This is a genomic window from Streptomyces odontomachi (assembly GCF_024435355.1).
Classification (GTDB): domain Bacteria; phylum Actinomycetota; class Actinomycetes; order Streptomycetales; family Streptomycetaceae; genus Streptomyces; species Streptomyces odontomachi.
On the sequence record NZ_JAMJWG010000013.1, the window covers coordinates 112,395 to 137,499 of the forward strand.

Genomic DNA, 25,105 nt, shown 5'->3' on the forward strand with positions numbered 1-25,105 from the left:
GGTCGAGCGCTGGAACCGAACTGACAAAGAATCCGGTGGGCGCGGTGACTGGCCGTGACTCTAAACGCGCGTTTGTGGATAGTGGAGTGTTCAGGCCAATGCTGTGACGCTCTTGTTATGAGTCGGACTATTACGACGTTAAGCCAGGGGTGGCTGGGGGTTGATGACTCCTAGGGGCCAGTCTGGCGGGTGTGAACCGGCAGGAGCGTCAGTGTAGTTTGCTCATGACACCGCCGGTCGGGAGCGCGCGGCGGTGTCCGTCGTGAAAAGACCGGACGGGTATGCCGAGTGGCCGGAAACTCGGCGCCAACTTTGCGCGCACATTACGCAGTGTTACTTCCAGGAAAAGAAGTCCGTCATTCCGTGGTGCTTTTGCACATTCCCGTCCGTGTATCACTCGGGCCGGAAGCGGCGGGTTCACGATATTCCGGCGAGCCGGCACCCGCCGCGCCGGGGGCTGCTCAGCCCGCTGCGCCGTTCGCGGTGCCGTTTGCAGAGCCGTTCGACGCGCTGTTCGACGCGCCGTTCGCGTGGGCCTCCCGCAACAGGCAGGTGAGACGGGCCGTGCACACCCGCCGGTCCTGCTCGTCCGTGATCACGATCTCGTAGGTGGCCGTGGCGCGACCCCGGTGCAGCGGCGTGGCGACACCGGTGACCCGGCCGGAGCGGACGCCGCGGTGGTGCGTGCAGTTCAGGTCGACGCCGACGGCCACCCTGTGCGGGCCGGCGTGCAGCATCGCGCCGATCGAACCGAGCGTCTCGGCGAGCACCGCGGACGCGCCGCCGTGCAACAGCCCGTAGGGCTGGGTGTTGCCCTCGACGGGCATGCTGCCCCTCACCCGGTCCGCCGCGGCATGGCTGACCTCGACGCCCATCCGGTTGCCGAGCGCGCCGGCGGAGAACAGCGCGGGCAGGTCGACGCCGAGCGTCGCGAACTCGTCGATCACCTCCTGCGGGAACGTCACGGAATGCTGCGTGGCGTGCTGCTCCGCCATGGGTCGGGCTCCATTCGTGGTGCGTGGCGCATGGTGCGTGGTGCTGGTCGGGGGTGTGCGGATCCATCTCATACGCACCGGCCCCGACTGAGCAAATGCTTAGCCGCCGGCCGGCTGCTCGAGACGCACCACGACGGACTTGCTCGCGGGGGTGTTGCTGGTGTCGGCGGTCGCGTCCAGCGGCACCAGCACATTGGTCTCCGGGTAGTACGCGGCGGCGCAGCCGCGCGCGGTGGGGTAGTGCACCACCCGGAACCCGGGCGCCCGGCGCTCCACGCCGTCCTCCCACTCGCTGACCAGGTCCACGTACGACCCGTCGGCCAGGTCGAGACCGGCGGCGTCGTCCGGGTGGACCAGCACCACCCGGCGCCCGCCGCGGATGCCGCGGTAGCGGTCGTCCAGGCCGTAGACGGTGGTGTTGTACTGGTCGTGCGAACGCAACGTCTGGAGCAGCAGCCGGCCCTCGGGGAGCTTCGGGAACGTCACGGGAGCGGCGGTGAAGAGGGCCTTGCCGGTGGCCGTGGGGAAGCGGCGCTCGTCGCGCGGGGCGTGCGGCAGGGCGAAGCCTCCCGGGTTCGCCACCTTGGTGTTGAAGTCCTCGAAGCCCGGGACGACCCGGGCGATGCGGTCCCGGATGGTGCCGTAGTCCTTCTCGAACTCCTCCCAGGGCGTGGCCGACTCCGGGCCCAGCACGCGGCGCGCGAGCCGGCACACGATGGCCGGCTCGGACAGCAGGTGGGCGCCGGCCGGATCCAGCCGGCCCCGTGAGGCGTGCACCATCCCCATCGAGTCCTCGACGGTGATGAACTGCTCACCGCTGCCCTGGAGGTCGCGCTCCGTGCGGCCCAGGGTGGGCAGGATCAGCGCCCGTGCGCCGGTGACCGTGTGTGAGCGGTTCAGCTTGGTGGAGACGTGCACCGTCAGACGCGCCCGGCGCATCGCCGCCTCGGTGACCTCGGTGTCCGGAGAGGCCGACACGAAGTTGCCGCCCATCGCGAAGAACACCTTCGCGTGACCGTCCCGCAGCGCCCTGATCGCGTTCACCACGTCATAGCCGTGCTCTCGCGGCGGGGTGAAGCCGAACTCCCGCTCCAGGGCCGCCAGCAGCGCGGGCGTCGGACGCTCGACGATGCCCATGGTGCGGTCGCCCTGCACGTTGGAGTGGCCGCGCACCGGGCACACGCCCGCGCCGGGGCGGCCCACGTTGCCGCGCAGCAGCAGGAAGTTCACCACCTCGCGGATGGTCGGCACCGCGTGCTTGTGCTGGGTGAGGCCCATGGCCCAGCAGACCACGGTGCGCCGGGACGCCAGCACCATGCCGAGCGCCTGCTCGATCGCGGCGCGGGTCAGGCCGGTCGCGGCCAGCGTCTCGTCCCAGTCGGCGGCGCGGGCCGCGGCGACGAACGCGTCGTAGCCCTGCGTGTACGCGGCGACGAACGCCTCGTCCACCGCGCCGTCCGTCTCGATGATCAGCTTGTTCAGCAGCCGGAAGAGGGCCTGGTCGCCGCCGAGCCGGATCTGGAGGAAGAGATCGGTGAGCGGCGCGCCCTTGGTGAGGCCCTTCGGCGTCTGCGGGTTCTTGAACCGCTCCATGCCGGCTTCGGGCAGCGGATTGACGGTGATGATCTGCGCACCGCCCGCCTTCGCCTTCTCCAGCGCGGAGAGCATCCTGGGGTGGTTCGTCCCCGGATTCTGCCCTGCAACGATGATCAGATCTGCCTCGTAGAGATCCTCCAACGACACGCTGCCCTTGCCGACCCCCAGCGTCTCGGTCAGTGCGGAGCCGGACGACTCGTGGCACATGTTGGAGCAGTCCGGCAGGTTGTTCGTGCCGAACTCGCGGGCGAACAGCTGGTACAGGAAAGCCGCCTCGTTGCTGGTCCGGCCCGAGGTGTAGAAGACCGCCTCGTCGGCCGACCCGAGCGCGCCCAGCTCCTCGGCGACGATGTCGAACGCCTGCTCCCAGCTCACCGGCTCGTACCGCTCGGCGCCCTCCGCCAGGTACATGGGATGGGTCAGCCGGCCCTGCTGGCCCAGCCAGTAACCGCTGCGGCGGGCCAGGTCCGCCACCGGGTGGGCGGCGAAGAAGTCCGGCGTCACCCGGCGCAGCGTGGCCTCCTCGGCGACCGCCTTCGCGCCGTTCTCGCAGAACTCCGCCGTGTGCCGCTCGGCCGGCTCCGGCCAGGCGCAGCCCGGGCAGTCGAAGCCGTCCTTCTGGTTGACCCGCAGCAGGGTGAGCGCCGTGCGGCGCACGCCCATCTGCTGCTGCGCCATGCGCAGCGAGTGCCCGATGGCGGGCAGCCCGGCGGCCGCATGCCGCGGCTGGGCAACCTGCGGGGCGTCCTGCACCGGATCGCCCTTCGGCGGCTTACTGGCCATCTCGGTTCCCTTTCGCGCACACTTCTGTCCTGCCGGCCGCCACGCGCGACGCCACGATGCCGGCGCCGCGGCCCTACGGGTACCCCGACCCCGTCCATCCGGGGTCCGCCACCACCGGCAGGGCACTCACACCAACGACCCCGTGGCACCGATCGTGCCACGTCGGACCCCGTTCCGGGACGCGGAGCCGCCGCGCACGGCAACGGGCTCCTGACGGCCCCAGCCGCTTGCCCCCCGGCGGGCTGGGAGCGCCGTAGGGGCACGGGGTGCCCCATCCGCCCGGTGGCGACCTGCCGGCAGCAGGGGGATGGTCGCGCAGTTCCCCGCGCCCCTTCTCGGGACCGCCGTTGCCCCGGCGCCGCAGGATTCACCGTTTGCCCGTTGCTCGCCATACGGCTCGGCCGCGTGAGCGCAAGCAAACTCACGCTCGCAGCGGGTGGTGGGGGGCGCCGGAGGCGCCTGAATGAAGGGGCGCGGGGAACTGCGCGAGCAACCACCCACCGGGCTGGCGTCCCGAACGAGACCGCACCCACCCCCCGGCCGGGGGGCGCCGCGAGGCGCCCGCACAAGGGGCGCGGGGAACGCCGCCCGGCGCCAACCCCGAGGGACCCCGGGCACCCGGGCCACCCGGCGGCCGCCGGGTGGCCCGCGGTGTCAGTGCCGCGTGGCAGGATCGACCCGTGGCAGAGAACGCATCGAAGCAGAGCAAGAAGTCGACCGGGAAACCGTCCGGCGGGACCCCCTCGCGCCCCCGCCTGATGCTCATGGACGGACATTCCCTGGCATATCGCGCGTTCTTCGCGCTGCCCGCGGAGAATTTCACGACCGTCACGGGCCAGCCGACCAACGCGATCTACGGCTTCGCGTCGATGCTGGCGAACACCCTCCGTGACGAGGCGCCCACCCACTTCGCCGTGGCGTTCGACGTCTCCCGCAAGACCTGGCGCTCCGCGGAGTTCGCCGAGTACAAGGCGAACCGCTCCACTACCCCGGACGAGTTCAAGGGCCAGGTCGAGCTGATCGGCGAGTTGCTGGACGCGATGCACGCGGACCGGTTCGCCGTCGAGGGCTTCGAGGCCGACGACATCATCGCCACCCTCGCCACCCAGGCCGAAGAAGCCGGCTTCGAGGTGCTGATCGTCACCGGCGACCGCGACTCGTTCCAGCTCATCAGCGAGCACACCACGGTGCTCTACCCCACCAAGGGCGTGTCCGAGCTCACCCGCTTCACGCCCGAGAAGGTGCAGGAGAAGTACGGCCTCAGCCCGGAGCAGTACCCCGACTTCGCCGCGCTGCGCGGTGACCCGTCGGACAACCTTCCGGGCATCCCCGGCGTCGGCGAGAAGACCGCCGCCAAGTGGATCAACCAGTTCGGTTCGTTCGACGAGCTGGTGGCCCGCGCCGACGAGGTCAAGGGCAAGGCCGGTCAGAACTTCCGCGACCACCTGGACGCCGTCAAGCTCAACCGCCGCCTGACCGAGCTGCACCGCACCGTCGAGCTCCCCAAGGTCGTCGCCGACCTGGAGCGCGCCGCCTACGACCGCAAGGCCGTCGCGATGGTCCTGGACACCCTGGAGATCCGGAATCCGAACCTGCGCGAGCGGCTGCTGGCCGTCGACCCCGGCGCCGCCGAGGCGGAGGCCACCCCGGTCACCGAGGGCATCGAGCTGGACGGCGCCGTGCTGGGCACCGGCGAGCTGGCGCCCTGGCTAGCCGAGCACGGCAACGCGGTCCTCGGTCTCGCCACCGTCGACAGCTGGCGGCTCGGCACCGGCGCGGTCGCCGAGGTCGCCCTGGCCGCCGCCGGAGGCGCCGCCGCCTGGTTCGACCCCACCCAGCTCGACGAGTCCGACGAGAGCGCCTTCGCCGCCTGGCTGGCCGACCCGACCAAGCCCAAGGTGCTGCATGACGCCAAGGGCGCCATGCGGGTCTTCGCCGAGCACGGCTGGCACGTCGAGGGCGTCAGCATGGACACCGCCCTGGCCGCGTACCTGGTCAAGCCGGGCCGCCGCAGCTTCGCGCTCGACGCGCTCTCGCTGGAGTACCTGGGCCGCGAGCTGGTGCCCGCCGCCGAGGCCGACGGCCAGCTGGCCTTCGGCACCGATGAGCACGCCGAGGCCGAGACCCTGATGGTGCAGGCCCGCACCATCCTCGATCTGGGCACCGCCTTCGGCGACCGGCTGAAGGAGGTCGGCGCCGCCGAGCTGCTCACCGACATCGAGCTGCCCACGTCCGCCCTGCTGGCCCGCATGGAGCGGCACGGCATCGCAGCCGACCGCCCGCACCTGGAGACCATGGAGCAGACCTTCGCCGCGGCCGTGCAGCAGGCCGTCAAGGAGGCCCACGCCTCCGTCGGCCACGAGTTCAACCTGGGCTCGCCCAAGCAGCTCCAGGAAGTCCTCTTCGGCGAGCTGGCCCTGCCCAAGACGAAGAAGACCAAGACGGGCTACACCACCGACGCCGATGCGCTCGCCTGGCTCGCCACCCAGACCGACCACGAGCTGCCGGTCATCATGCTGCGCCACCGCGAGCAGGCCAGGCTGCGGGTGACCGTCGAGGGCCTGATCAAGTCCATCGCCGCGGACGACCGCATCCACACCAGCTTCAGCCAGACCGTCGCCGCGACCGGCCGTCTGTCGTCCACCGACCCCAACTTGCAGAACGTGCCGGTCCGTATCGAGGAGGGCCGCGCCATCCGCCGCGGCTTCGTCGTCGGCGAGGGCTTCGAATCCCTCATGACCGCCGACTACAGCCAGATCGAGCTGCGCGTCATGGCCCACCTCTCCGAGGACGAGGGCCTCATCGAGGCGTTCACCTCCGGCGAGGACCTGCACTCGACCGTCGCCTCGCAGGTGTTCGGGGTGGACCGCTCCGCCGTCGACGCCGAGATGCGCCGCAAGATCAAGGCCATGTCGTACGGCCTGGCCTACGGCCTGTCCGCCTTCGGCCTCTCCCAGCAGCTGGGCATCGAGGCGGCCGAGGCCCGTGCCCTGATGGAGACCTACTTCGAGCGCTTCGGCGGTGTGCGCGACTACCTGCGTCGCGCCGTCGACGAGGCCAGGGCCACCGGATACACCGAGACCATGCTCGGTCGCCGCCGCTACCTGCCCGACCTCAACAGCGACAACCGCCAACGCCGCGAGATGGCCGAGCGCATGGCGCTGAACGCGCCCATTCAGGGCACGGCCGCCGATATCGTCAAGATCGCGATGCTGAAGGTCGACCAGGCCCTGACGCAGGCCGGGTTGAAGTCCCGGATGCTGCTCCAGGTCCATGACGAAGTCGTCCTGGAGATCGCCCCCGGCGAGCGTGGCGCGGCCGAGGAGATCGTCCGCCAGGAGATGGCCTCAGCGGTCGAACTGCGCGCCCCGCTGGACGTCTCGGTGGGCGTGGGCCCGAACTGGGAGTCGGCGGCGCACTGAGGCCTTTCGTCACCTTGTGACCCCATGGCCCCATATGGGGTCGCGGGGCCATCGGCTCATGTTCGCGTGCCGGGCCAAGAGTCCGGCGCAGGCAGTGCGCGCGCCGGGGCGGGCCTCTCCGCCCCTGCCCCCGCCCTGGCGTACTGGCGTTCGGCCGCTAACACGCCTGGGCTACGGTGGGAGTGCATCCCCGGCCAGCACCGTACGAATCCCGTCGGCATGATGTCGTGTATGTAGCCAATCGGTGAAATCCGGGCAGTAACAGGTGTCTCTGCATAGGAAGTTGCCGTAGGGTCACTGGAATTGTCGTGCCGGGAGCGCACGGCGAAGACGACCGGTCGAACGGAGGGGTTGGCTGCAATGGCGGCGCAATTCGGCAGGAGGCTTCGCAGGGGAGCGGCGACGACCGCGCTGGCCGCGGCCGCGATCGCGGCACTCTCCGCGTCCCAGGCCCCCAGCGTGATCGAAGGCTCCCATCACGGGCACACGTCCGACTCGATACCTGACGACGACTCGTCAGCGACGGGCGATTCGCCCTACTACACGGACCTTCCCCCGCTCAACAGCCCCACGGCGCCCCCCTCCGTGGACCATCCGCCGACTGCCGGCGGCACCGAAGCGGGCATACCCGCCACGCTGCTCGACGCCTACAAGAAGGCGGAAGCCTCGCTGGGCCGCTCCCAGCCGGGCTGCAACCTCCGCTGGGAACTCCTCGCCGCCATCGGCAAGGTCGAGTCCGGCCAGGCGCGTGGCGGACAGGTCGACGCGCAGGGCACGACCCTCGCCCCCATCCTCGGTCCGGTGCTCGACGGCCATGGCTTCGCGGCGATCCGTGACACCGACGGCGGTCGCTACGACGGCGACACGGTGCACGACCGTGCCGTCGGGCCGATGCAGTTCATCCCGTCGACGTGGGCCCGGGGCGGCCCCAACCACCAGGGCTGGGGCGCCGACGGCAACGGCGACGGCAAGAAGGACCCCAACAACATCTATGACGCTGCGCTCGCCGCAGGCCACTACCTGTGCGCTTCGGGCCGTGACCTCTCCCAGACCGGCAACCTGCACGCGGCGATCCTCAGCTACAACCGCTCGCAGGACTACCTGAGCACCGTCCTGTCCTGGTACGAGTACTACCGCAAGGGCACCCACGAGGTGCCGAACGGCTCGGGAGCCGTGCCGCAGGACCGCAGCGACGGGTCCACCGGCACCGATCCGGGTTCCAAGGACAAGACCCCCGCCAAGCCCCACAAGCCCGGGAACGACACGGGCGGCTCCCCGCCCGCCACCCACGAGCCCGGTGACCCGGATCCCGGCTCGTCGGACCCCGGGGACGGCTCGAACAGCCCCCAGACCCCCGAGGAGACCGTCACCGGCATCAAGAACGCGGGCACGGGCACGCTCACCGCAATGGCGGGCGACGCGTTCACCGAGCGGGTGAAGGCCCGTACGCAGGACGCCGACGGCGCTGCGGTGAGCCGGGTCCGGGTGCAGTTCGCCATCGTCGGCGTCACGGACGCCAGTTTCGAGGGCGGCGCCACCACCGCCTCGGTCCTGACCGGCACCGACGGCATCGCCACGGCACCCGTCCTCCAGGCCGGCGACGAGGTGGGCGACTTCACGATCCGTGCCACCGTCGTCGGAAGCACCGTCCCCGCACTGGACTTCGACGCGAGCGTGACCGCGCGCCAGGCCGACGCGCTGGCCCGCACCAGCACCGACGAGCTGGTGTGCAAGCCGGGCGAGCAGTTCGAGCAGGCGGTGGAGGTCAAGGCCACGTACAAGGGCGCTGTCGCACCCGGTGTCGCGGCCACCGCCACGCTCATCAAGTCCGCGGACGACCCGTCGACCAACGTCAAGGGCCCCTACTTCAAGAGCGACGCCGGGCTGACGGTGCGCACCCTGGACGACCTGAAGACCGACGCCAACGGCGTGCTGAAGCTCCCGACCCTGTACGCCGACGACACCACCGGCACCTTCCTGCTCCGCATCACCACCGAGGGCGGTGCCCAGCTCGACGTCCAGCTGAAGGTCGAGGCGGACTCCGCCACGGCGACACCGACGGCGACGTCTTCGGCGACGGCGTCCTAGGACGGATGACGCACGCGGGTTCGTAAGCCGAGGTACGAACGCGGCGCCCGGCATCCCTGGAGGGTGCCGGGCGCCGCGTCGTTCTGCGGGAGTACCGGGGCTACCGAGGTCCCGCGCGCCCGCCCGCTCACGGGCGCTTGGCCTTGGTGAAGCGGGTCGCCTCCGCCCGCGAAGGATCCTCCGGCCAGGGATGCTTCGGATACCGGCCGCGCAGCTCGGCCCGGACCGCCCGATAGCCCTCCTGCCAGAACGACGCGAGGTCCGTGGTGACCGCTGCCGGGCGGCCCGCCGGCGACAGCAGATGGACCAGGACCGGCACACCGGCCACCTCCGGCGTCCGCGCCAGACCGAACATCTCCTGCACCTTCACCGCCAGCACCGGTTGCCCGGGGTCCGCGTAGTCGACCCGGATCCGGGACCCGCTGGGCACCACGAGCCGTTCCGGCGCCAGGTCGTCCAGCCGGGCCGCCTCACCCGACGCCCAGGGCAGCAGCCGCCGCAGACAGGCACCCGCGTCGATCCGCGCCAGGTCCGCCCGCCGCCTGGCCTGCCCCAGCTCGGGCTCCAGCCATGCGCCGGCTCGCGCGACGAGCGCCCCATCCGACACATCGGGCCACCCCGGGCCGACGCCCCCTCCGCCGGCACCTCTGCCGCTTCCCCTTCCCGCGCTCGCGTTGCCCGCATGCTGCCCGCGGCCCTCGCCCACCTGCCCACCGGCGTCGCCCCGCTTCCCGTCATCGTCGTGGGCCACCGCCCGCCGGTGCAGGAACGCCAGCCGTTGCCGCAGTTCCCGGGCCTCCCGGGTCCAGCGCAGCAGGCCGAGGCCCTCGCGTTCCAGACCGGTCAGCAACGCGTCGCGTACCAGGGTGGGATCCGGCTCGCGCAAGGGGCGGGCCGCCAGCTCCACCGCGCCGAGCCGTTCGACCCGGCGGGCCACCACGTCGCCGTCGATCCAGCCGACCTCCTCACCCTCGCCGTACAGGGTGACCGCGGCCCGGCGCGCAGTGTCCTCGTCCACCGGCGCGGCCAGTCGCACGCGGGCGTGCGCCCGGTCCACGGGCCGGTCCGCCACCGCGACCGCCAGCCACGGCGCACCCCGCAGGGGCGACCCGTCCAAGAGCTCGGCGCCGGTACCGGACACCATCAGATAGGCGGCACCGCCCCGCGCCCTGGCCAGCCGCTCGGGGAACGCCAGAGCGGCAACCGCCCCGGCCGCCCGGTCGTCCCCGGGGCCCGGGCCCGGCCCATGCCCGGTGCCGTCCCCGGACTGCGGCTCGACTCGTGCCCGCGGCCCGGGAGAACCGGGTCGGGCGGGCGCCGACGCGGGTCCCTGCGCGCCTCGGTCGTCGTCCTCGCCGCGCAGCGCCGCGGTCGCCGCCGACCTCAGCCGGTCCGCCTCCCGGCGCCAGCGGGCGGCGTACGCCTGGTCGCCAGGGCCCGCGCCGGGGCGGGCGGCGTCGCGGCGTGCGGTGCGCCAGGCGGCCGTCAGATCGTCGCCGTAGGAGCGCGGCGGCTCCTCACTCAGAAGGGCGACGATCTCGGCCGCGCGCCGCACCCCCACCTCGCGCGCCCCGTCGAGCAGCGCACGTGCCAGCCGGGGCGGCAGTCCGATGCGGGACAGTCGCACACCGCGCTGAGTGGCACGGCCCCGTTCGTCCACCGCGCCGATCGCCGTCAGAACCGCGCGGGCCGCCGCCAGCGCACCCGCGGGCGGCGCGTCCAGCAGGCCGAGCCCGGTGGCATCCGGGTCGCCCCAGCACGCTGCCTGGAGCGCGAACGCGGTCAGATCCGCCGTCCGGATCTCCGGTGTGGCGAACCGTGCCAGCCGGGCCTGCTCCGCCTCCGCCCAGCAGCGGTACACCGTGCCCGGCGCCTCACGGCCGGCCCGGCCCGCCCGCTGCCGCGCCGACGCCTGCGACGCCCGCACCGTCGTCAGCGCACCGAGTCCCCGCGCGTGATCCGTACGTGGTTCACGGGCGAGTCCCGAGTCGACCACGACCCGCACGCCCGGCACCGTCAGGCTCGACTCCGCGACGGACGTGGCCAGCACCACCCGCCGGCCCGTGCCACCGGTCAACACCGCGTCCTGCACCGCAGCGGGAGCCCGGCCGTGTACCTGGAGGACCTCGACGTCCGGCAGCGCCCCCAGCAGCCCGGCCACCCGGCCGATCTCGCCGACGCCCGGCAGGAAGCAGAGCACGTCGCCGTCGCGTTCCACGAGCGCCCTGCGCACCACCGACGCCACATGCGCCAGCAGCGCCGGATCCACGGCCATCCCGTGCGGCGGCCGGACCGGCGCGGAGGGCGGTGCCCACACCGTCTCGACGGGATGCGCGACGCCCTCGGCCTCGATCACCGGCGCGCCGCCCAGCAGCCGCGCCCAGCCCTCGGCGTCCGTCGTCGCCGAGGCCGCCACCAGACGCAGCTCGGGCCGCAGCGCCGCCCGCACGTCCAGCAGGAAAGCGGCCACCGTGTCGGCGTCCAGATGCCGCTCATGGCACTCGTCGAGGACGACGGCGTCGACCCCTGCCAGCTCCTGGTCGTGTTGCAACCGTTGCAGCAGGACACCGGTCGTGACGACCTCCACGCACGCGTCCGGACCGACCACCCGCTCGCCACGGACCGTGTACCCCACCCGCCCGCCGACCCGCTCACCGAGCAGCCACGCCATCCGCCGGGCGGCGGCACGGGCCGCGATGCGCCGCGGCTCGGCTACGACGACGCGCCGCACCGGCCCGCCGTCCGCCAGCAGCCCGGCCAGCGCCAGGGGCACGAAGGTCGTCTTGCCGGTCCCGGGCGGCGCGCACAACACCGCGGTGCCGTGCCCCTCCAACGCCGCGTCGAGCGAAGGCTGGGCGGCAGCCACCGGCAACTGATCGAGAACGTCACGCCGTATCACGGGCCCCAGTCTTCCGGACCGCAGGGAGCCGGTTCACGACGGTGCACGGGCCGGCGCGACGACACCGCTGCTCGGACCGAACGGAACACCCGGCTGCGCACCGCCTGACCCTGCGGCGCCGTATAGACCCACGGTTCGGGATCCGGCCGGCCTGCGCCCCGCAGCGGCCCGCCCCGAGCCGGCCCCGGCCGCCTCCGGAGGCGGCCAGAATGCGTCAGCCTTCGCAGTCCTCGCACACGAATACGGCCGTCCCCGGGATCAGGTTCCCCCGCAGCGGCGACCAGCCGCCCCACTCCTGGCTGTTCCAGGCCGGCCACTCCGGTTCCACCAGGTCGACCAGGCGGAAGCCGGCGGCGACCACGTCCCGTACCCGGTCGCCGAGCGTCCGGTGGTGCTCCACGTACACCGCGCGCCCCTGCTCGTCCTGTTCCACATACGGCGTGCGGTCGAAGTACGACGCGGACACCGACAGGCCCTCGGGCCCCGGCTCGTCCGGGAACGCCCAGCGGATCGGATGGGTGACAGAGAAGACGAACCGTCCCCCCGGCCGCAGCACCCTCCGCACCTCCCGCAGCACCCGCACCGGATCAGCGACGAACGGCAGCGCCCCGTAGGCGGAACACGCCAGGTCGAAGCTGCCGTCCGCGAACGGCAGCGCCCCCGCATCCGCCTGCACCAGACGGACACCGGAACCTGCCGGGGCGCCCGCACCGGCGCCGGGGCCGCCCGCAGCGCCCGTTCCCGCGCGCTCCGCGCCGGCGAGCCGCAGCGCGTGCTGGAGCTGCCGGAAGGAGAGGTCGAGGGCGACCGGGCGGGCGCCCTGCGCGGCCAGCCAGCGCGCGCACTGCGCCGCGCCCGCGCCCAGCTCCAGCACGCTCTTGCCACGGAGCGTTCCGGCCGGCCCCAGCAGCCGTGCCGCCGCCTCGTCGAGGCCCTCAGGGCCCCACACGAAACGGTCGTGACCCAGGAAGTCGCCGTGCTCGCGCTGGTAGTCATCGGCGTTCTGATCCCACCAACCGCGGTTGGCGCGGCTGCTCTCCGTCGCCGTGGCGACACGGCGCGTGGCCTCAGGCTCGAACGGCTCGAACGGCTCGAAAGCATCGCTCGCGCGATCTTGGGGCACTTCGGTCACATCGCGCTCTTGGATGATGGGCTCCATCGTCGTATTCTCCGGTCGGACCCAGGCGGCCGTGCCCGTGGTGCGACGCGCCGGGGCCGGCGGCTGTTGTGTGCCCGTGCGGCAAGTGTGGCCTGAGGCAACGGGAAGTGTGCCGGGTATGCGGCGATCTGCCCCGGGTGTGCCTCTTCGTGCATTGACCCTGTCCGGCTGCCCCCGTATGCTACAAGTTGCGCTGCGGGCCTGCGCGCTTCAGACAGAGCAGGCTGCGCTCGCATCTGTTGTATGTCCCCTCGGTTGTCGAGGCGCATTCTGGTTCCTCCCGGTTCTTGGGCGACCCGGTGGGAGGTGGGAGCGCGTCTCCAGGCTGTCCGGCTTCTACAGAGCGAAAACGGCTCTCGGCGTAATGCAGTACCTACGACTTCAATGTCCGTACCGGAGCCCTTTCCCACATGACGAGCAGCACCGAGACCACCGCCACCACCCCGCAGGTAGCGGTCAACGACATCGGTAACGAGGATGCCTTCCTCGCCGCGATCGACGAGACGATCAAGTACTTCAACGACGGCGACATCGTCGACGGCGTCATCGTGAAGGTCGACCGGGACGAGGTCCTGCTCGACATCGGTTACAAGACCGAGGGCGTGATTCCGTCCCGCGAGCTTTCGATCAAGCACGACGTCGACCCGAACGAGGTCGTGGCCGTCGGCGACGAGATCGAAGCCCTTGTCCTTCAGAAGGAGGACAAGGAAGGCCGCCTGATCCTTTCGAAGAAGCGTGCCCAGTACGAGCGTGCCTGGGGCACCATCGAGAAGATCAAGGAAGAGGACGGGATCGTCACCGGTACCGTCATCGAGGTCGTCAAGGGTGGACTCATCCTCGACATCGGCCTCCGCGGCTTCCTGCCGGCCTCCCTCGTGGAGATGCGTCGTGTCCGCGACCTCCAGCCCTACGTGGGCAAGGAGCTCGAAGCCAAGATCATCGAGCTGGACAAGAACCGCAACAACGTGGTCCTCTCCCGCCGTGCCTGGCTGGAGCAGACCCAGTCCGAGGTCCGCCAGACCTTCCTCACCACCTTGCAGAAGGGCCAGGTCCGCTCCGGCGTGGTCTCGTCCATCGTCAACTTCGGTGCCTTCGTGGACCTCGGTGGCGTGGACGGCCTGGTGCACGTCTCCGAGCTCTCCTGGAAGCACATCGACCACCCCTCCGAGGTCGTCGAGGTCGGCCAGGAGGTCACGGTCGAGGTCCTGGACGTCGACATGGACCGCGAGCGCGTCTCCCTGTCGCTGAAGGCGACCCAGGAAGACCCGTGGCAGCAGTTCGCCCGTACCCACCAGATCGGGCAGGTCGTCCCCGGCAAGGTCACCAAGCTGGTGCCGTTCGGTGCGTTCGTCCGGGTGGACGAGGGCATCGAGGGTCTGGTCCACATCTCCGAGCTGGCCGAGCGCCACGTGGAGATCCCGGAGCAGGTCGTCCAGGTCAACGACGAGATCTTCGTCAAGGTCATCGACATCGACCTGGAGCGCCGCCGCATCAGCCTCTCGCTGAAGCAGGCCAACGAGTCCTTCGGCGCCGACCCGTCCGCGGTCGAGTTCGACCCGACCCTGTACGGCATGGCCGCGTCCTACGACGACCAGGGCAACTACATCTACCCCGAGGGCTTCGACCCCGAGACCAACGACTGGCTCGAGGGGTACGAGAAGCAGCGCGAAGAGTGGGAGCACCAGTACGCCGAGGCGCAGCAGCGCTTCGAGCAGCACCAGGCGCAGGTCATCAAGTCGCGCGAGGCGGACGCCCAGGCGGCCGCCGAGGGCGGCGAGGCGGCCGCTCCGGCTCCCTCCGGTGGCGGCTCCTACTCCTCGGAGGCCCAGGACAACTCCGGCGCCCTGGCGTCGGACGAGGCCCTGGCCGCCCTCCGGGAGAAGCTGGCCGGCGGCCAGAGCTGATCATCACCCGCCCGGGCGGGTGAGCGAGGGTGCCGAGATGCGTCCGGCACCCCCGCTCCGCCCCGGGCGGCGGCTCGTCGCCGCGTAAGCCACGAACCCATGGCTTGGCACCACCCGGGGCCCGTATCCACTGGATGCGGGCCCCGGGTGTTCTTGTGTACGGCCGAGGAAGGTCAGGGCGTGACGTCGACGTTCGTCAGGCCCTTGCCGCCGGTCACCGTGTTGCTGCTGTAGACCGTGGTGGGGCAGTCGCTGCTCTCGTTGGTGACATCGACGGCGAGCTGGTTCGAGCCGCCGGCGCCCGTCAGGTCCGAGGCATTGCCCTTGAAGACGGTGCCGCAGCCCCAGCCGTCCTGCTGGGTGTGCGTCTGGTAGCCGTCATTGCTGGTGTGCGTGCCCCTGTTGTTCTCGACGACGACGTCATTGCCCTTCACGTCGACCCAGGAGTCGTCGTAGTTGTTGCCGGTCAGGCCGCTGCCGTCGAACGTGTTGCCCGACACCACCGTGCCGGTCGTGCCCTCCTTGATGTCGATGTTCTCGCCGCCGACGTCCGGGCCGATGGTGTTGTCGAGGATCTGGACGTTGTCGCTGACGTCGGAGCCGACGCCGCCGGCGCTGCCGACGTAGACACCCTCGCCCATGCCGCTGTCGTCGTTGCCGGTGTCGTAGATCGTCGAGTTCCGGATGATGCCGTCGCTGCTCGACTTGCGGAAGTGCACGCCCTCCATGTCGAGACCGTGCACCGTCACCGAGTCGATGACGACGCCGCGCGCCGCGTCCATCACGATGCCTTTCTGGCCGCCCGTGATGGTGATCCCCTTGACCCGCCAGTACGACGCGCCGTTCAGATACAACCCGTAGCCACCGCCGGCGGTGAACACCACCTTGGAGGAGCCGGTGAGGGTGATCGGCTGGGCTGAGGTGCCCGCGACGGTGGTCTTGAAGTTGCCGGTGTAGGTTCCGTCGGCGAGCTGGATCGTGTCACCGGGGACCGCATCGCTGAGCGCCGTCTTGAGCTCTGCGGCCGTGCTGACCTCGATGGTCCCGGCCGCCCGGTCGGGCACGGCGGCGAGGGCGGCCGACGCGGCACCGACCACGGTGAGAGTGGCGAGCAGCGGGATGAGCAGCGTTCGGGTACGCATGGAGAAAGGCCTTCCCGTAGGCATCGATCGTGTCGACGGTCGAGGAACGGATGAGGAACGGATGAGGAACGGACGAGGGTGAGCAGGGACGATCTCATGGAGCGCCGGGAGGGGACCCGAAGATCGTTATGGGATGCTTTATCGTGATTTTTGTTCGCATATATGATCGATGAGCGCAAATGTGAACGGTTGGTAGGTCGAGACGGTAAAGGGGTTGCATGTTCGCGTCAAGGTCTGGACCAGATCCTGGGTGACCGGTTGCGTGAAGAGGGAATGATCCGGGCTGTGCGGCACGTTCTTCAGGGCGGATGTGAGGAGGAGCAGTCGTGCTTGATCCGCAGGGTTTGTACGAGTGGGATCCGAAGGGCCTGGCCGTCGTCGACATGGCCCTGGCCCAGGAGTCGACAGGCCTGGTCATGCTGTACCACTTCGACGGCTACATCGACGCGGGGGACACGGGAGAGCAGATCGTCGAAGGACTCCTTGACACGCTGCCCCAGCAGACGGTGGCCCGGTTCGACCACGACCGGCTCGTGGACTACCGCGCACGCCGGCCGATGCTGACCTTCCGTCAGAGCAGCTGGACCGACTACGAAGTCCCCTCCCTTGAGGTGCGGGTCGTCCAGGACGCCACCGGTGCGCCGTTCCTGCTGCTCTCGGGGCCCGAGCCCGATGTGGAGTGGGAACGCTTCACGGCCGCCGTGCAGGAGATCGTGGACCGGCTCGGTGTACGCCTGTCGGTGAGCTTCCACGGCATCCCCATGGGGGTCCCGCACACCCGCCCCGTCGGCCTCACCCCGCACGGCAACCGCCGGGAGCTCGTCCCCGGCCACCGCAGCCCCTTCGAGGAGGCGCAGGTGCCCGGCAGTGCCGAGGGCCTCATCGAGTACCGCCTCTCCGAGGCCGGCCACGACGTACTCGGCGTCGCCGCCCATGTGCCGCACTACGTGGCGCGCTCGGCCTACCCCGATGCCGCGCTGACCGTCCTGGAGGCCATCACCGCCGCGACCGGCCTGGTGCTGCCCGGCGTTGCGCACACCCTGCGCACCGATGCGCACCGCGTCCAGACCGAGATCGACCGGCAGGTCCAGGAGGGCGACGAGGACCTGGTCACCCTCGTGCAGGGGCTTGAGCACCAGTACGACGCCGCCGCAGGCGCCGAAGCCCGCGGCAACATGCTCGCCGAGCCCGTCGACATCCCCTCCGCAGATGAGATCGGGCAGCAGTTCGAGCGCTTCCTGGCGGAGCGCGAAGGGGACAACTGATCGGATACGCTGCCCGCCGTGCTCCGGTGGGTCCGGCCGGCAGGGTCGGAAGCGGTACCGGAACCGGGAAGCACCCCCGCGAGCGGGGGCGATGAGGTGGAGGCGCGGTCATGCTGTCCGTGGGGCTGACCGGCGGCATCGGCGCCGGCAAGAGCGAGGTGGCGCGACTGCTCGTGGAGCACGGCGCGGTGCTGGTGGACTCCGACGCGATCGCACGGGAGGTCGTGCAGCCCGGCACCCCGGGACTCGCGGCGATCGTGGAGACCTTCGGCACAGGTGTGCTCGCCGAGGACGGCTCCCTGGACCGCCCCCGGCTGGGCTCGATCGTCTTCGCCGACCCCGGCCGGCGGGCCGCGCTCAACGCGATCGTGCACCCGCTCGTGCGCGAGCGGTCCGCGGAGCTGGCCGCGGCGGCACCGCCCGACGCCGTCGTCGTCCATGACGTGCCGCTGCTCACCGAGAACGGGCTCGCTCCGCTGTACGACCTGGTGCTCGTCGTCGACGTGCCGCCCGCGACCCAGCTGGACCGGCTGGTGCGGCTGCGCGGCATGACCGACGAGGACGCCCGCGCCCGCATGGCCGCACAGGCCACCCGCGACGAACGACGCGCCGTCGCCGACATCCTGATCGACAACGACGTCCCGCTGGAGCGGTTGCAGCGCACCGTGAGTGACATCTGGGCGGAGCTGCGACAGCGGGCGCGTGCAAGCGTGCGGGGAGGCGCGCAGGCATGAGCCGCGTGGAATAGCGTCCGCGCGGTGCGGTGTTGAACGACACAGCGAGGGAAGGACTGAGCCGTGCCCGACAGCAGCGGATCCACCGGACGGACCCCCGAGACCGATGTCATCGACTTCCGCGCCGCCGAGCAACTGCTGGCCGCGCGCGACCCCCGGGGCGCGGTGAAGCTGCTCGACCCGGTGATCGCCGCACACCCCGAGAACACCGCGGCCCGCCTGCTGCGCGCCCGCGCGTTCTTCGCGGCCGCACAACTACGCTCCGCCGAGCTTGAATTCGGCGTCGTCCTGGAACGTGAACCGGACAACGCCTTCGCACACTTCGCGCTGGCCCGCACCTACGAGCGCGCCGGCCGCCCCGAGCAGGCGCTGCGCCATTTCAGACTGGCGGCCGCCCTCGACCCGCGGCCGCAGTACGTGCAGGCGGCACGCTTCGACACCTGATCCCATACAGGGCGCACCGTGTGCCCGGTCAGCGGCTCGACGGCGGCTGGTAGGGCGGGACGTCCGGGCCCGGCTGGAAGTGCGGCCCCTGGCGGATGTGCCGCACGATCATCACCAGATCCACGACGACGATCAGCCAGAGCACCGCGCACGCGGTGGCCCACTCCGCACGCCCGGTCAGCGCGAACGCCACGGTGCCGCCGGTGGTCCAGATCAGGCCCCAGATGCTCAGCCAGAAGCGCATCCGCAGCGGGCTGCGCGCGGTCATCGGCTCACTGCCCGTCCGCATCACGATCACCCTCCTCACGCCACTCCACCACCCAGGAGCGCGGTACCGCCCCGCCCCGTCACGTCGAAAGTGGCCCTGCCACCACGCGGAACGCGATGGTGCACGACCGTTCCGGCCTGCGTTCTCCTGCTCCCTTCGTTCCAGTGTGCGGCGCCGGCGCCGAGAGCGGAAACGGCGGACTCGCCGGGAGGAACCGTGGACGGGGGCCGGCCGTTGAAAGGGGTGGTGAGGTCGCAGCGACGCGACGCGACGAGCGTGCGGCGGCCGGGCAGGGCTTTGTCCAGCAAGGCCTACGAACAGGGGGCGGTCGGCGTCATGAGCAGCGTCACGCGTAAGGGGTACAAGGGCACGGGACCCGGTGCGATCACGCCGGACGGCTGTGCGGTGGAGCTGTACGCGCGGCTGTCCGCCGGCAGCGAGCCGGACGTCATCGCCGGTGCCGTGCCGGCCGGCGCCCGCATCCTGGAGCTCGGCAGCGGAGTAGGGCGGGTCACGCATCCCCTGGTCGAGCGGGGCTTCACGGTGACCGCGGTGGACGAATCCGCCGAGATGCTGGAGCACGTCCGCGGTGCGCGCACGGTCCTCTCACCCATCGAGAGGCTGGACCTGGGCGAGACGTTCGACGTGGTCATGCTCGGCTCGTTCCTGGTGCATGCCGGAGACCCCGACGTGCGCCGCGGCCTGCTCGCCACCTGCCGCCGCCACGTCGCCGCCGACGGCTGCGTACTCATCCAGCGCGAGGGCGCCGGCTGGCACACCGACCTGCCGCGCGAGCGGGTCGACCCGAGTGGATACACCGCGCGGATCGTCTCCGCGACACCGGCCGGCGACGGGGTGAACTCCGTGCTGGCCGAGTACCTGTTCCCCGACGTCACCTGGACCCAGACGTTCCTCTCCCGCCCGCTGACCGACGCCGCCTTCGACGAGGCGCTGGCGGAGGCCGGACTGAAGGTCGACCGGTACCTGACGGACGACCGGACATGGGTACGGGCCGTGGCGGCCGCCTGACACCCGGCAGGGTCCCCCGGCGGCGGCAGCCGCGTGGCGAACGGGCCGGTGAGAAAAGTGCGCGGACAGCGATGAGTTGCGGCGAGCGGGCCGGTCTGTATCCGTGAAAGCCGACGGGACTCCCGGCCGCTTCGGCGGACCTCCGGGGGACGGGCGCTCCGTGCCGTGGGCTTTCGCACCACAGCCGCGGGTGATCGATGCCCGCGGCGCCCGTGACGTCCCCACCGCACCGAGGAGACCACCGTGTCCGACACGCCCGCCGTTGCCGCCGTACCCACGACTCCCGCGTCGGAGAGCACTGGCACCCACGCCAAGGCCACTTCCGCCGCCAGCGCCAGCGCCTCCGAAGCCGGCGCGGCCCGACCCGGGCGCCGCGCGCACATCGCGCTGTATGCCCTGCAAGTCGTGCTGGGCCTGTTCTACGCGGGTGCCAGCGCGCTGCCCAAGCTGATCGCGCACCCGTCCGCGGTCCAGTCGTTCCATGACCTCGGGTGGGGAAGCGGCGCGATGTACACCATCGGCGCGCTGGAGCTCGCCGGCGGCATAGCCCTGATGATCCCGGTGCTCTCCGCGGTGTCCGCGGTGGCCCTGATCGCGCTGATGATCGGTGCCTTCATCACCCAGCTCACCGCCTTCGACGGGCAGAACGCGGCGACCCCCGCCCTCCTCGTCGTCCCCCTCGCGCTGATCGCCTGGGCACGACGGCACCGGACGGCGGAGTTGCTGCGGCTGCTGCGGTTCCGCCGGTAACCCACCGGAGGCCCGGGAAACCCGGGAGCCCCACCCGGGGCGGACCACGGCAAGGCACGTACGCGCGGCCGCGTACCACGGGGGTACACGGCCGCGCATACCCTTGCGTGAACCTCGCCCGCGCCGCGCACCTCGTGCGCACCGTGCGCACCGCGCGTGTCAACGGCTACCGTGCGTCGCCGGCCACCGGCTGCGGAGCGCTACCGGCCGCGGCCGGATCCGCCCGACCCGCCCGTCCCGCCGAGCCTGCCCGGCGCACCCGGTCCCGCCGGCCCGCCCACGCTCCGCAGGCGTTCCATCTCGCGGCGGTCGCGCTTCGTCGGGCGGCCGGCGCCGCGATCGCGCACCCCGGCCGGCGCGACCGCCTCGCGCGGTGGCGGCGGCGGGCTGTTGTCGATGTAGCAGAGCGCGGCGACCGGCGCGCCGACGCGCTTGCGGATGACCCGCTTGACCACCACGATCCGCTCCCGGCCCGCCTGGCGCAGCCGCACCTCGTCGCCCGAGCGGACGTTGTACGCCGGCTTCACCCGCTCGCCGTTCACCCGCACATGCCCGCCGCGGCAGGCGTCGGCGGCCATCGAACGCGACTTCACCAGGCGTACCGACCAGATCCAGCTGTCCACCCGCACGGGCCCTGACGTCTCCGCGTCGGCGGCCATCTTGGCCGCGGCGGCACGCTTCGGGTCCGCCGCCGACCCGCCGCCCGATGCGTTCGGCACCGGCTGCTCGCCGGCCGCGTCCGTCGTCCCTGCATCCGCGGCGGCCGAGGTCGCCACGGTCCCCGTCGTCGATGGCGTCCGTGCCGCCACCGTCTCGCTCGAAGCCTCTGAAGCCATGTCTCGACCTTAGCCGCCCGGTCGCGCCGACCCCGAACGCTTTCCGTCCGCGCGGTGTCGCACCCGGCGCCGGGGCGGGCCCGGCTCCCGGTTTGCCCGTACCGTGGGGGCATGGACCCCCTGGCAGCCTCCGCCGACTCCCACGCCGTGCCCCCCACCGGCGCCGGCGCGCCGGCCGCCTCCGGTTCCCCGGCATCGCTCCAGGAGCTGGACGCCCGTATCGCCGACTGCCGGGCATGTCCCCGGCTCGTCGCATGGCGCGAGGAGGTCGCCCGGACGAAGCGGGCCGCCTATGCGGACTGGACCTACTGGGGGCGCCCGGTGCCCGGTTTCGGGCCGCCCGACGCCCCGTTGCTGATCGTCGGCCTCGCACCCGCCGCGCACGGCGGGAACCGGACCGGTCGGATGTTCACCGGGGACAGCTCGGGCGATGTGCTGTTCGCCGCCCTGCACGCCGTGGGCCTGGCCTCCAGCCCCCGCGCGGTCAGCGTCGACGACGGCCTGACCCTGCACGGTGTACGCATCACCTCTCCCGTGCACTGCGCCCCGCCCGCCAACAAGCCCACGCCGACGGAACGGGACACCTGCCGGTCCTGGCTGGCGGCCGAGCTGCGGCTGCTGCGGCCGTCGCTGCGTGCCGTCGTCGTCCTGGGGGCCTTCGGATGGCAGGCGACCCTGCCCGCGCTGAACGCGGTGGCCTGGACGGTGCCGCGGCCGCGTCCGGCCTTCGCGCACGGTGCCCGGGTGACCCTGGACGCGAGGGACGACGGGCCGCCGCTGGACCTGTTCGGCTGCTTCCACGTCAGCCAGCGCAACACGTTCACCGGCCGGCTGACCCCGGCCATGCTCCGCGCGGTCCTGACGGACGCGGCCCGCACCGCCGGCCTGTCCTGACCCACCTCGCGGGCCTGGTCGGCGGCGCCGGTCCGGATCACCGGCCCGTGCACGCGAAGGCTCCCGCACCCACCTGCCCGGGCAGGTGGGTGCGGGAGCCTGGGACGGGAAGGACCAGCCCCTGGAGACGGACCCGTGGAGGCGGACCCGTGGAGAGGGTTCAGCGGGAGGTCAGCTTCCACAGGTGGTCGTCGGTGCCGTTGTCGTCCCACTGGAGGACCCGGGCGCCGGTGGCGGTGCTCATGTCGGTGACGCCCAGCAGGAGACCGCTGTTGTAGTTGGCGAGCTTGTAGTAGCCGCTGCCGGCCGAGATCGGTTGCCACAGGTGGTCGTTGGTGCCGTTGTCGCCCCAGATCAGCGCGGTGGCACCGGCGCTGGTGCTGGCGTCCGTGATGCCCAGCAGCAGACCGCTCGCCTTGTTGACGATCTTGTAGAGGCCGGAGCCCGCTGAGGTCAGCGTCCACGTCTGGCTGCTGCCGCTGCCGGCGGCGGCCTGGACGACGGCGGTGCCCTGCGCGGTGCCGGCGTTCTGGGTGTCCAGTGCCATGCCGCTGTTCTTGTTGGTGACCTGGTAGGTGCCGGCCAGCGAGGTGCCGGAGCCGCCGGGGGTGATCACCAGGTGGTAGCCGTCGGTGGCGTTGGTCGTCACCGGCACGGTGACGGAACCGTTCGAGACGGCGTAGTCGCTTTCGGAGACGGTCAGCGGGCCGGAGACGGCGGTGGTCCGGCCCTTCGACGGCGTGTACTCCAGCTTGACGTGCACCGTGCTGCCGAAGGCCGACAGGGAGCCGAGGCCGTTCACGGTCACCGCCGACGAGCCGCTGCCCCCGCCGAAGATGACGCTGACCTGCTTGCCGTCGCTGCTCAGCGCGGCGGCGCCGTCGATACCGGTCTGGGCCGGCGGGGTGGTGGTGAGCATGTTCCCGGACATGTCGCCGTACCACTTGTACAGCCAGTAGGAGCCGTTGGGCGAGCCGCCGGTGTCGGTGAGGGTGTCGCCGAGGGTGCCGTAGTGGTTCCAGAAGGCGAGTTCGGCGTCGTGCACACCGGCCCGTTCGAACTTGGCGACATAGCTCACCAGGGGGCCGGGCACGCCGACCTCGCTGGTCGTGCCGTACTCCTCGATGGAGATCGGGCGCGCGCTGATGCCGAGGCTGCTCTCCAGCGAGCGGTAGGCGGCGACGTGCGAGGCGATGTTCTGGCTGCCCCCGAGCTCGTGCCAGGAGACGATGTCGGGCAGGGTGCCACTGGCCTTGGCGGCGCTGAGGAACTGCTGCATCGCGCTCTGGTTCCAGGAGGAGTAGCTGGGGCCCTGGGTGGGGGTGGAGGTGTCCTTGGTCCGGATCTGCTTGACGGTCCTGGCCCAGCCGTCGTTGAAGCTTCCCGCGGCCGAGTTCCAGGTCCAGTCGGGCTCGTTCCAGGGCTCGTAGGCGCTGATGTTGCCGGCCCCGGAGGACTTGACGGCGGTGACCTGCTTGTCGACGGCGGACAACCAGTCGCTCCAACTCACCCATTTGTAAGGGAAGTTGGGATACCAGTCCGGCATCCGCACGACCACCTTGGCGCCGGCCCTGGCCGCCTTCGACGCCACCACCAGCGCATCGCCCGCGGGCTTGGGCTCGCCGTTGGGGAGCTGCGAGCCGCCCGGTGCCATCTGCACGAAGGTGTTCGGCTTCAACGCGCTGACCAGGCTGTCCGAGGGGGTGCTCGCGTCGGCGAGACCGTACAGGCCACCGCTGGCCGCATGGGCGACCGGGTGCAGGGTCCGGCTCGCGTCGACGACCAGGGTGGTGGCGGCGAGCGAGTCGGCGTGCGCGGGCGCGGTGGTGAGGCCGGCGGTGGCCGCGACCAGGGCGGCCGTCCCGAGCGTGGCGGCCAGACGGCCGGACGGTCGACGCCGGTGACGTCCGGGATCGAGGGTTATCGGGCGATTCATGGCAGGAGTTCTCCTGACGGGGACGGATAAGGACGGAGTCTCATGTGCTGGTGCTGGTGCTGGTGCTGGTGCTGGTGCTGGTGCTGGTGCTGGTGCTGGTGCTGGTGCTGGTGCGTGCGGATGCGGGTGCGGGTGCGGGTGCGGGTGCACGCGTGTCAGTCCTTGACGGCGCCCGCGGTCACGCCGGCGGCCACGTAGCGCTGTGCCAGGACGAGCAGGACGGCCGTGGGGATGGAGGCGACGACGGCCGTGGCCATGATCGCGTTCCATTCCTGGTTGTTGTTGCCGATGTAGCGGTAGAGGCCCAGGGTGATCGGGCGGAGCTCGCCGCCGCCGTCGAGCGTGCTGGCGAAGACGAAGTCGGACCAGGCCCACAGGAAGCTGAAGAGCGAGACGGTGACGACGGCGTTGCGGCTCACCGGCAGGACGACCGACCAGAAGGTGCGCCAGGCGCCGGCGCCGTCGATGCGGGCGGCCGCGGTGAGTTCGTCCGGGATGCCCGCCATGAACGCCGTGAAGATCATCACGCCGAACGGCACGGCGATCGTGGAGTCGGCGATGATCAGGCCCCACCAGAAGTTCAGCAGGCCGAGGTCGAGGAAGATCCCGTAGCAGCCCATCGCCATGACGACACCGGGGATCATCTGGGCGATCAGCAGCGCCAGGCCGAGCACGCCGGTGCCGTGCGGGCGCAGCTTCGCCAGCGCGAAACCGGCCGGCGCGGCCAGCACGAGGGTGACGGCGACGGTGCCCAGGCCGATGAGCAGGCTGGTGCCCAGGTACGGCACCTGGTCGTGCAGGACGGCCCGGTACCCCTCGAACGTCGGGTGCAGCGGCAGCAGGTCGGGCGGGGACTTGCGCATGTCCTGCTGCGGGGTGAGGGACACGTTCAGCATCCAGTACACCGGGAACAGCATCAGCGCGGTGAGCACCACTCCCAGGACGGTGGTGCGGCGCGAGC

At 71.6% G+C, this 25,105-nt stretch carries 18 protein-coding genes; 9 read left to right on the forward strand and 9 right to left on the reverse strand.

All coding sequences use genetic code 11. From position 1 onward, the window contains the following. Positions 1–461 precede the first annotated feature (461 nt). A complete protein-coding gene (locus NQO67_RS25255; RefSeq protein WP_255952536.1) occupies positions 462–995 on the reverse strand; it encodes a PaaI family thioesterase in 534 nt (177 codons plus the stop codon). Positions 996–1,094: 99 nt separating this feature from the next. Continuing rightward, complete coding sequence (locus tag NQO67_RS25260) at positions 1,095–3,374, reverse strand: FdhF/YdeP family oxidoreductase (protein WP_255952537.1); 2,280 nt, start codon at positions 3,372–3,374, stop codon at positions 1,095–1,097. 680 nt (positions 3,375–4,054) lie between these two features. On the opposite strand from NQO67_RS25260, the gene polA reads away from it, so the two are divergent. Further along, positions 4,055–6,796 (forward strand): DNA polymerase I, encoded by a 2,742-nt coding sequence (polA, locus tag NQO67_RS25265; RefSeq protein ID WP_255952538.1) that lies wholly within the window; start codon positions 4,055–4,057, stop codon positions 6,794–6,796. 360 nt (positions 6,797–7,156) lie between these two features. Then, positions 7,157–8,884: a lytic transglycosylase domain-containing protein gene (locus NQO67_RS25270; RefSeq protein WP_255952539.1), complete on the forward strand. Its 1,728-nt coding sequence runs from the start codon at positions 7,157–7,159 to the stop codon at positions 8,882–8,884. Positions 8,885–9,011: 127 nt separating this feature from the next. On the opposite strand, the gene NQO67_RS25275 is transcribed toward NQO67_RS25270, so the two are convergent. Next, a complete protein-coding gene (locus NQO67_RS25275) occupies positions 9,012–11,783 on the reverse strand; it encodes an ATP-dependent RNA helicase (protein WP_255952540.1) in 2,772 nt (923 codons plus the stop codon). A 214-nt stretch (positions 11,784–11,997) separates the two neighbouring features. Next, on the reverse strand, positions 11,998–12,942 hold the full coding sequence (locus NQO67_RS25280; protein ID WP_255952541.1) for a class I SAM-dependent methyltransferase: 945 nt from the start codon (positions 12,940–12,942) through the stop codon (positions 11,998–12,000). Between the two features lie 410 nt (positions 12,943–13,352). On the opposite strand from NQO67_RS25280, the gene rpsA reads away from it, so the two are divergent. Continuing rightward, positions 13,353–14,846 (forward strand): 30S ribosomal protein S1, encoded by a 1,494-nt coding sequence (rpsA, locus tag NQO67_RS25285; protein WP_255952542.1) that lies wholly within the window; start codon positions 13,353–13,355, stop codon positions 14,844–14,846. 173 nt (positions 14,847–15,019) lie between these two features. Here rpsA and NQO67_RS25290 read toward each other — a convergent pair whose 3' ends face one another. Next, positions 15,020–15,988, reverse strand: a complete 969-nt coding sequence (locus NQO67_RS25290; RefSeq protein WP_255952543.1) for a right-handed parallel beta-helix repeat-containing protein — start codon at positions 15,986–15,988, stop codon at positions 15,020–15,022. Positions 15,989–16,314: 326 nt separating this feature from the next. On the opposite strand from NQO67_RS25290, the gene NQO67_RS25295 reads away from it, so the two are divergent. The 3 genes from NQO67_RS25295 to NQO67_RS25305 all read left to right on the forward strand — a co-directional run bounded on the left by NQO67_RS25295 (position 16,315) and on the right by NQO67_RS25305 (position 18,431). Beyond that, positions 16,315–17,253 carry a PAC2 family protein gene (locus NQO67_RS25295; RefSeq protein ID WP_255952544.1) on the forward strand — a complete coding sequence of 313 codons (939 nt, stop codon included), beginning with the start codon at positions 16,315–16,317 and terminating at the stop codon, positions 17,251–17,253. Between the two features lie 110 nt (positions 17,254–17,363). Further along, complete coding sequence (coaE, locus tag NQO67_RS25300; RefSeq protein ID WP_255952545.1) at positions 17,364–17,987, forward strand: dephospho-CoA kinase; 624 nt, start codon at positions 17,364–17,366, stop codon at positions 17,985–17,987. A 63-nt stretch (positions 17,988–18,050) separates the two neighbouring features. Next, a complete protein-coding gene (locus NQO67_RS25305) occupies positions 18,051–18,431 on the forward strand; it encodes a tetratricopeptide repeat protein (protein ID WP_255952546.1) in 381 nt (126 codons plus the stop codon). 28 nt (positions 18,432–18,459) lie between these two features. On the opposite strand, the gene NQO67_RS25310 is transcribed toward NQO67_RS25305, so the two are convergent. Continuing rightward, on the reverse strand, positions 18,460–18,720 hold the full coding sequence (locus tag NQO67_RS25310) for a DUF6343 family protein (RefSeq protein WP_255952547.1): 261 nt from the start codon (positions 18,718–18,720) through the stop codon (positions 18,460–18,462). A 315-nt stretch (positions 18,721–19,035) separates the two neighbouring features. Here NQO67_RS25310 and NQO67_RS25315 point away from each other — a divergent pair, with 315 nt between their 5' ends. Together NQO67_RS25315 and NQO67_RS25320 are read left to right on the forward strand one after the other, a co-directional pair. Continuing rightward, entirely contained in the window at positions 19,036–19,728 is a 693-nt protein-coding gene (locus NQO67_RS25315; protein WP_255952548.1) for a class I SAM-dependent methyltransferase, read from the forward strand. A gap of 243 nt (positions 19,729–19,971) precedes the next feature. Next, complete coding sequence (locus tag NQO67_RS25320; RefSeq protein ID WP_255952549.1) at positions 19,972–20,478, forward strand: DoxX family protein; 507 nt, start codon at positions 19,972–19,974, stop codon at positions 20,476–20,478. 200 nt (positions 20,479–20,678) lie between these two features. Here the strand turns inward: NQO67_RS25320 and NQO67_RS25325 are convergent, their stop codons facing one another. After that, positions 20,679–21,314 carry an RNA-binding S4 domain-containing protein gene (locus NQO67_RS25325; RefSeq protein WP_255952550.1) on the reverse strand — a complete coding sequence of 212 codons (636 nt, stop codon included), beginning with the start codon at positions 21,312–21,314 and terminating at the stop codon, positions 20,679–20,681. A gap of 111 nt (positions 21,315–21,425) precedes the next feature. Between NQO67_RS25325 and NQO67_RS25330 the strand changes: the two genes are divergently transcribed. Further along, positions 21,426–22,208 (forward strand): uracil-DNA glycosylase, encoded by a 783-nt coding sequence (locus NQO67_RS25330; RefSeq protein WP_255952551.1) that lies wholly within the window; start codon positions 21,426–21,428, stop codon positions 22,206–22,208. A 160-nt stretch (positions 22,209–22,368) separates the two neighbouring features. Here NQO67_RS25330 and NQO67_RS25335 read toward each other — a convergent pair whose 3' ends face one another. Together NQO67_RS25335 and NQO67_RS25340 are read right to left on the reverse strand one after the other, a co-directional pair. Beyond that, complete coding sequence (locus tag NQO67_RS25335) at positions 22,369–24,144, reverse strand: RICIN domain-containing protein (RefSeq protein WP_255952552.1); 1,776 nt, start codon at positions 24,142–24,144, stop codon at positions 22,369–22,371. 155 nt (positions 24,145–24,299) lie between these two features. Further along, positions 24,300–25,061: a carbohydrate ABC transporter permease gene (locus NQO67_RS25340; RefSeq protein WP_255952702.1), complete on the reverse strand. Its 762-nt coding sequence runs from the start codon at positions 25,059–25,061 to the stop codon at positions 24,300–24,302. Positions 25,062–25,105: the final 44 nt, after the last annotated feature.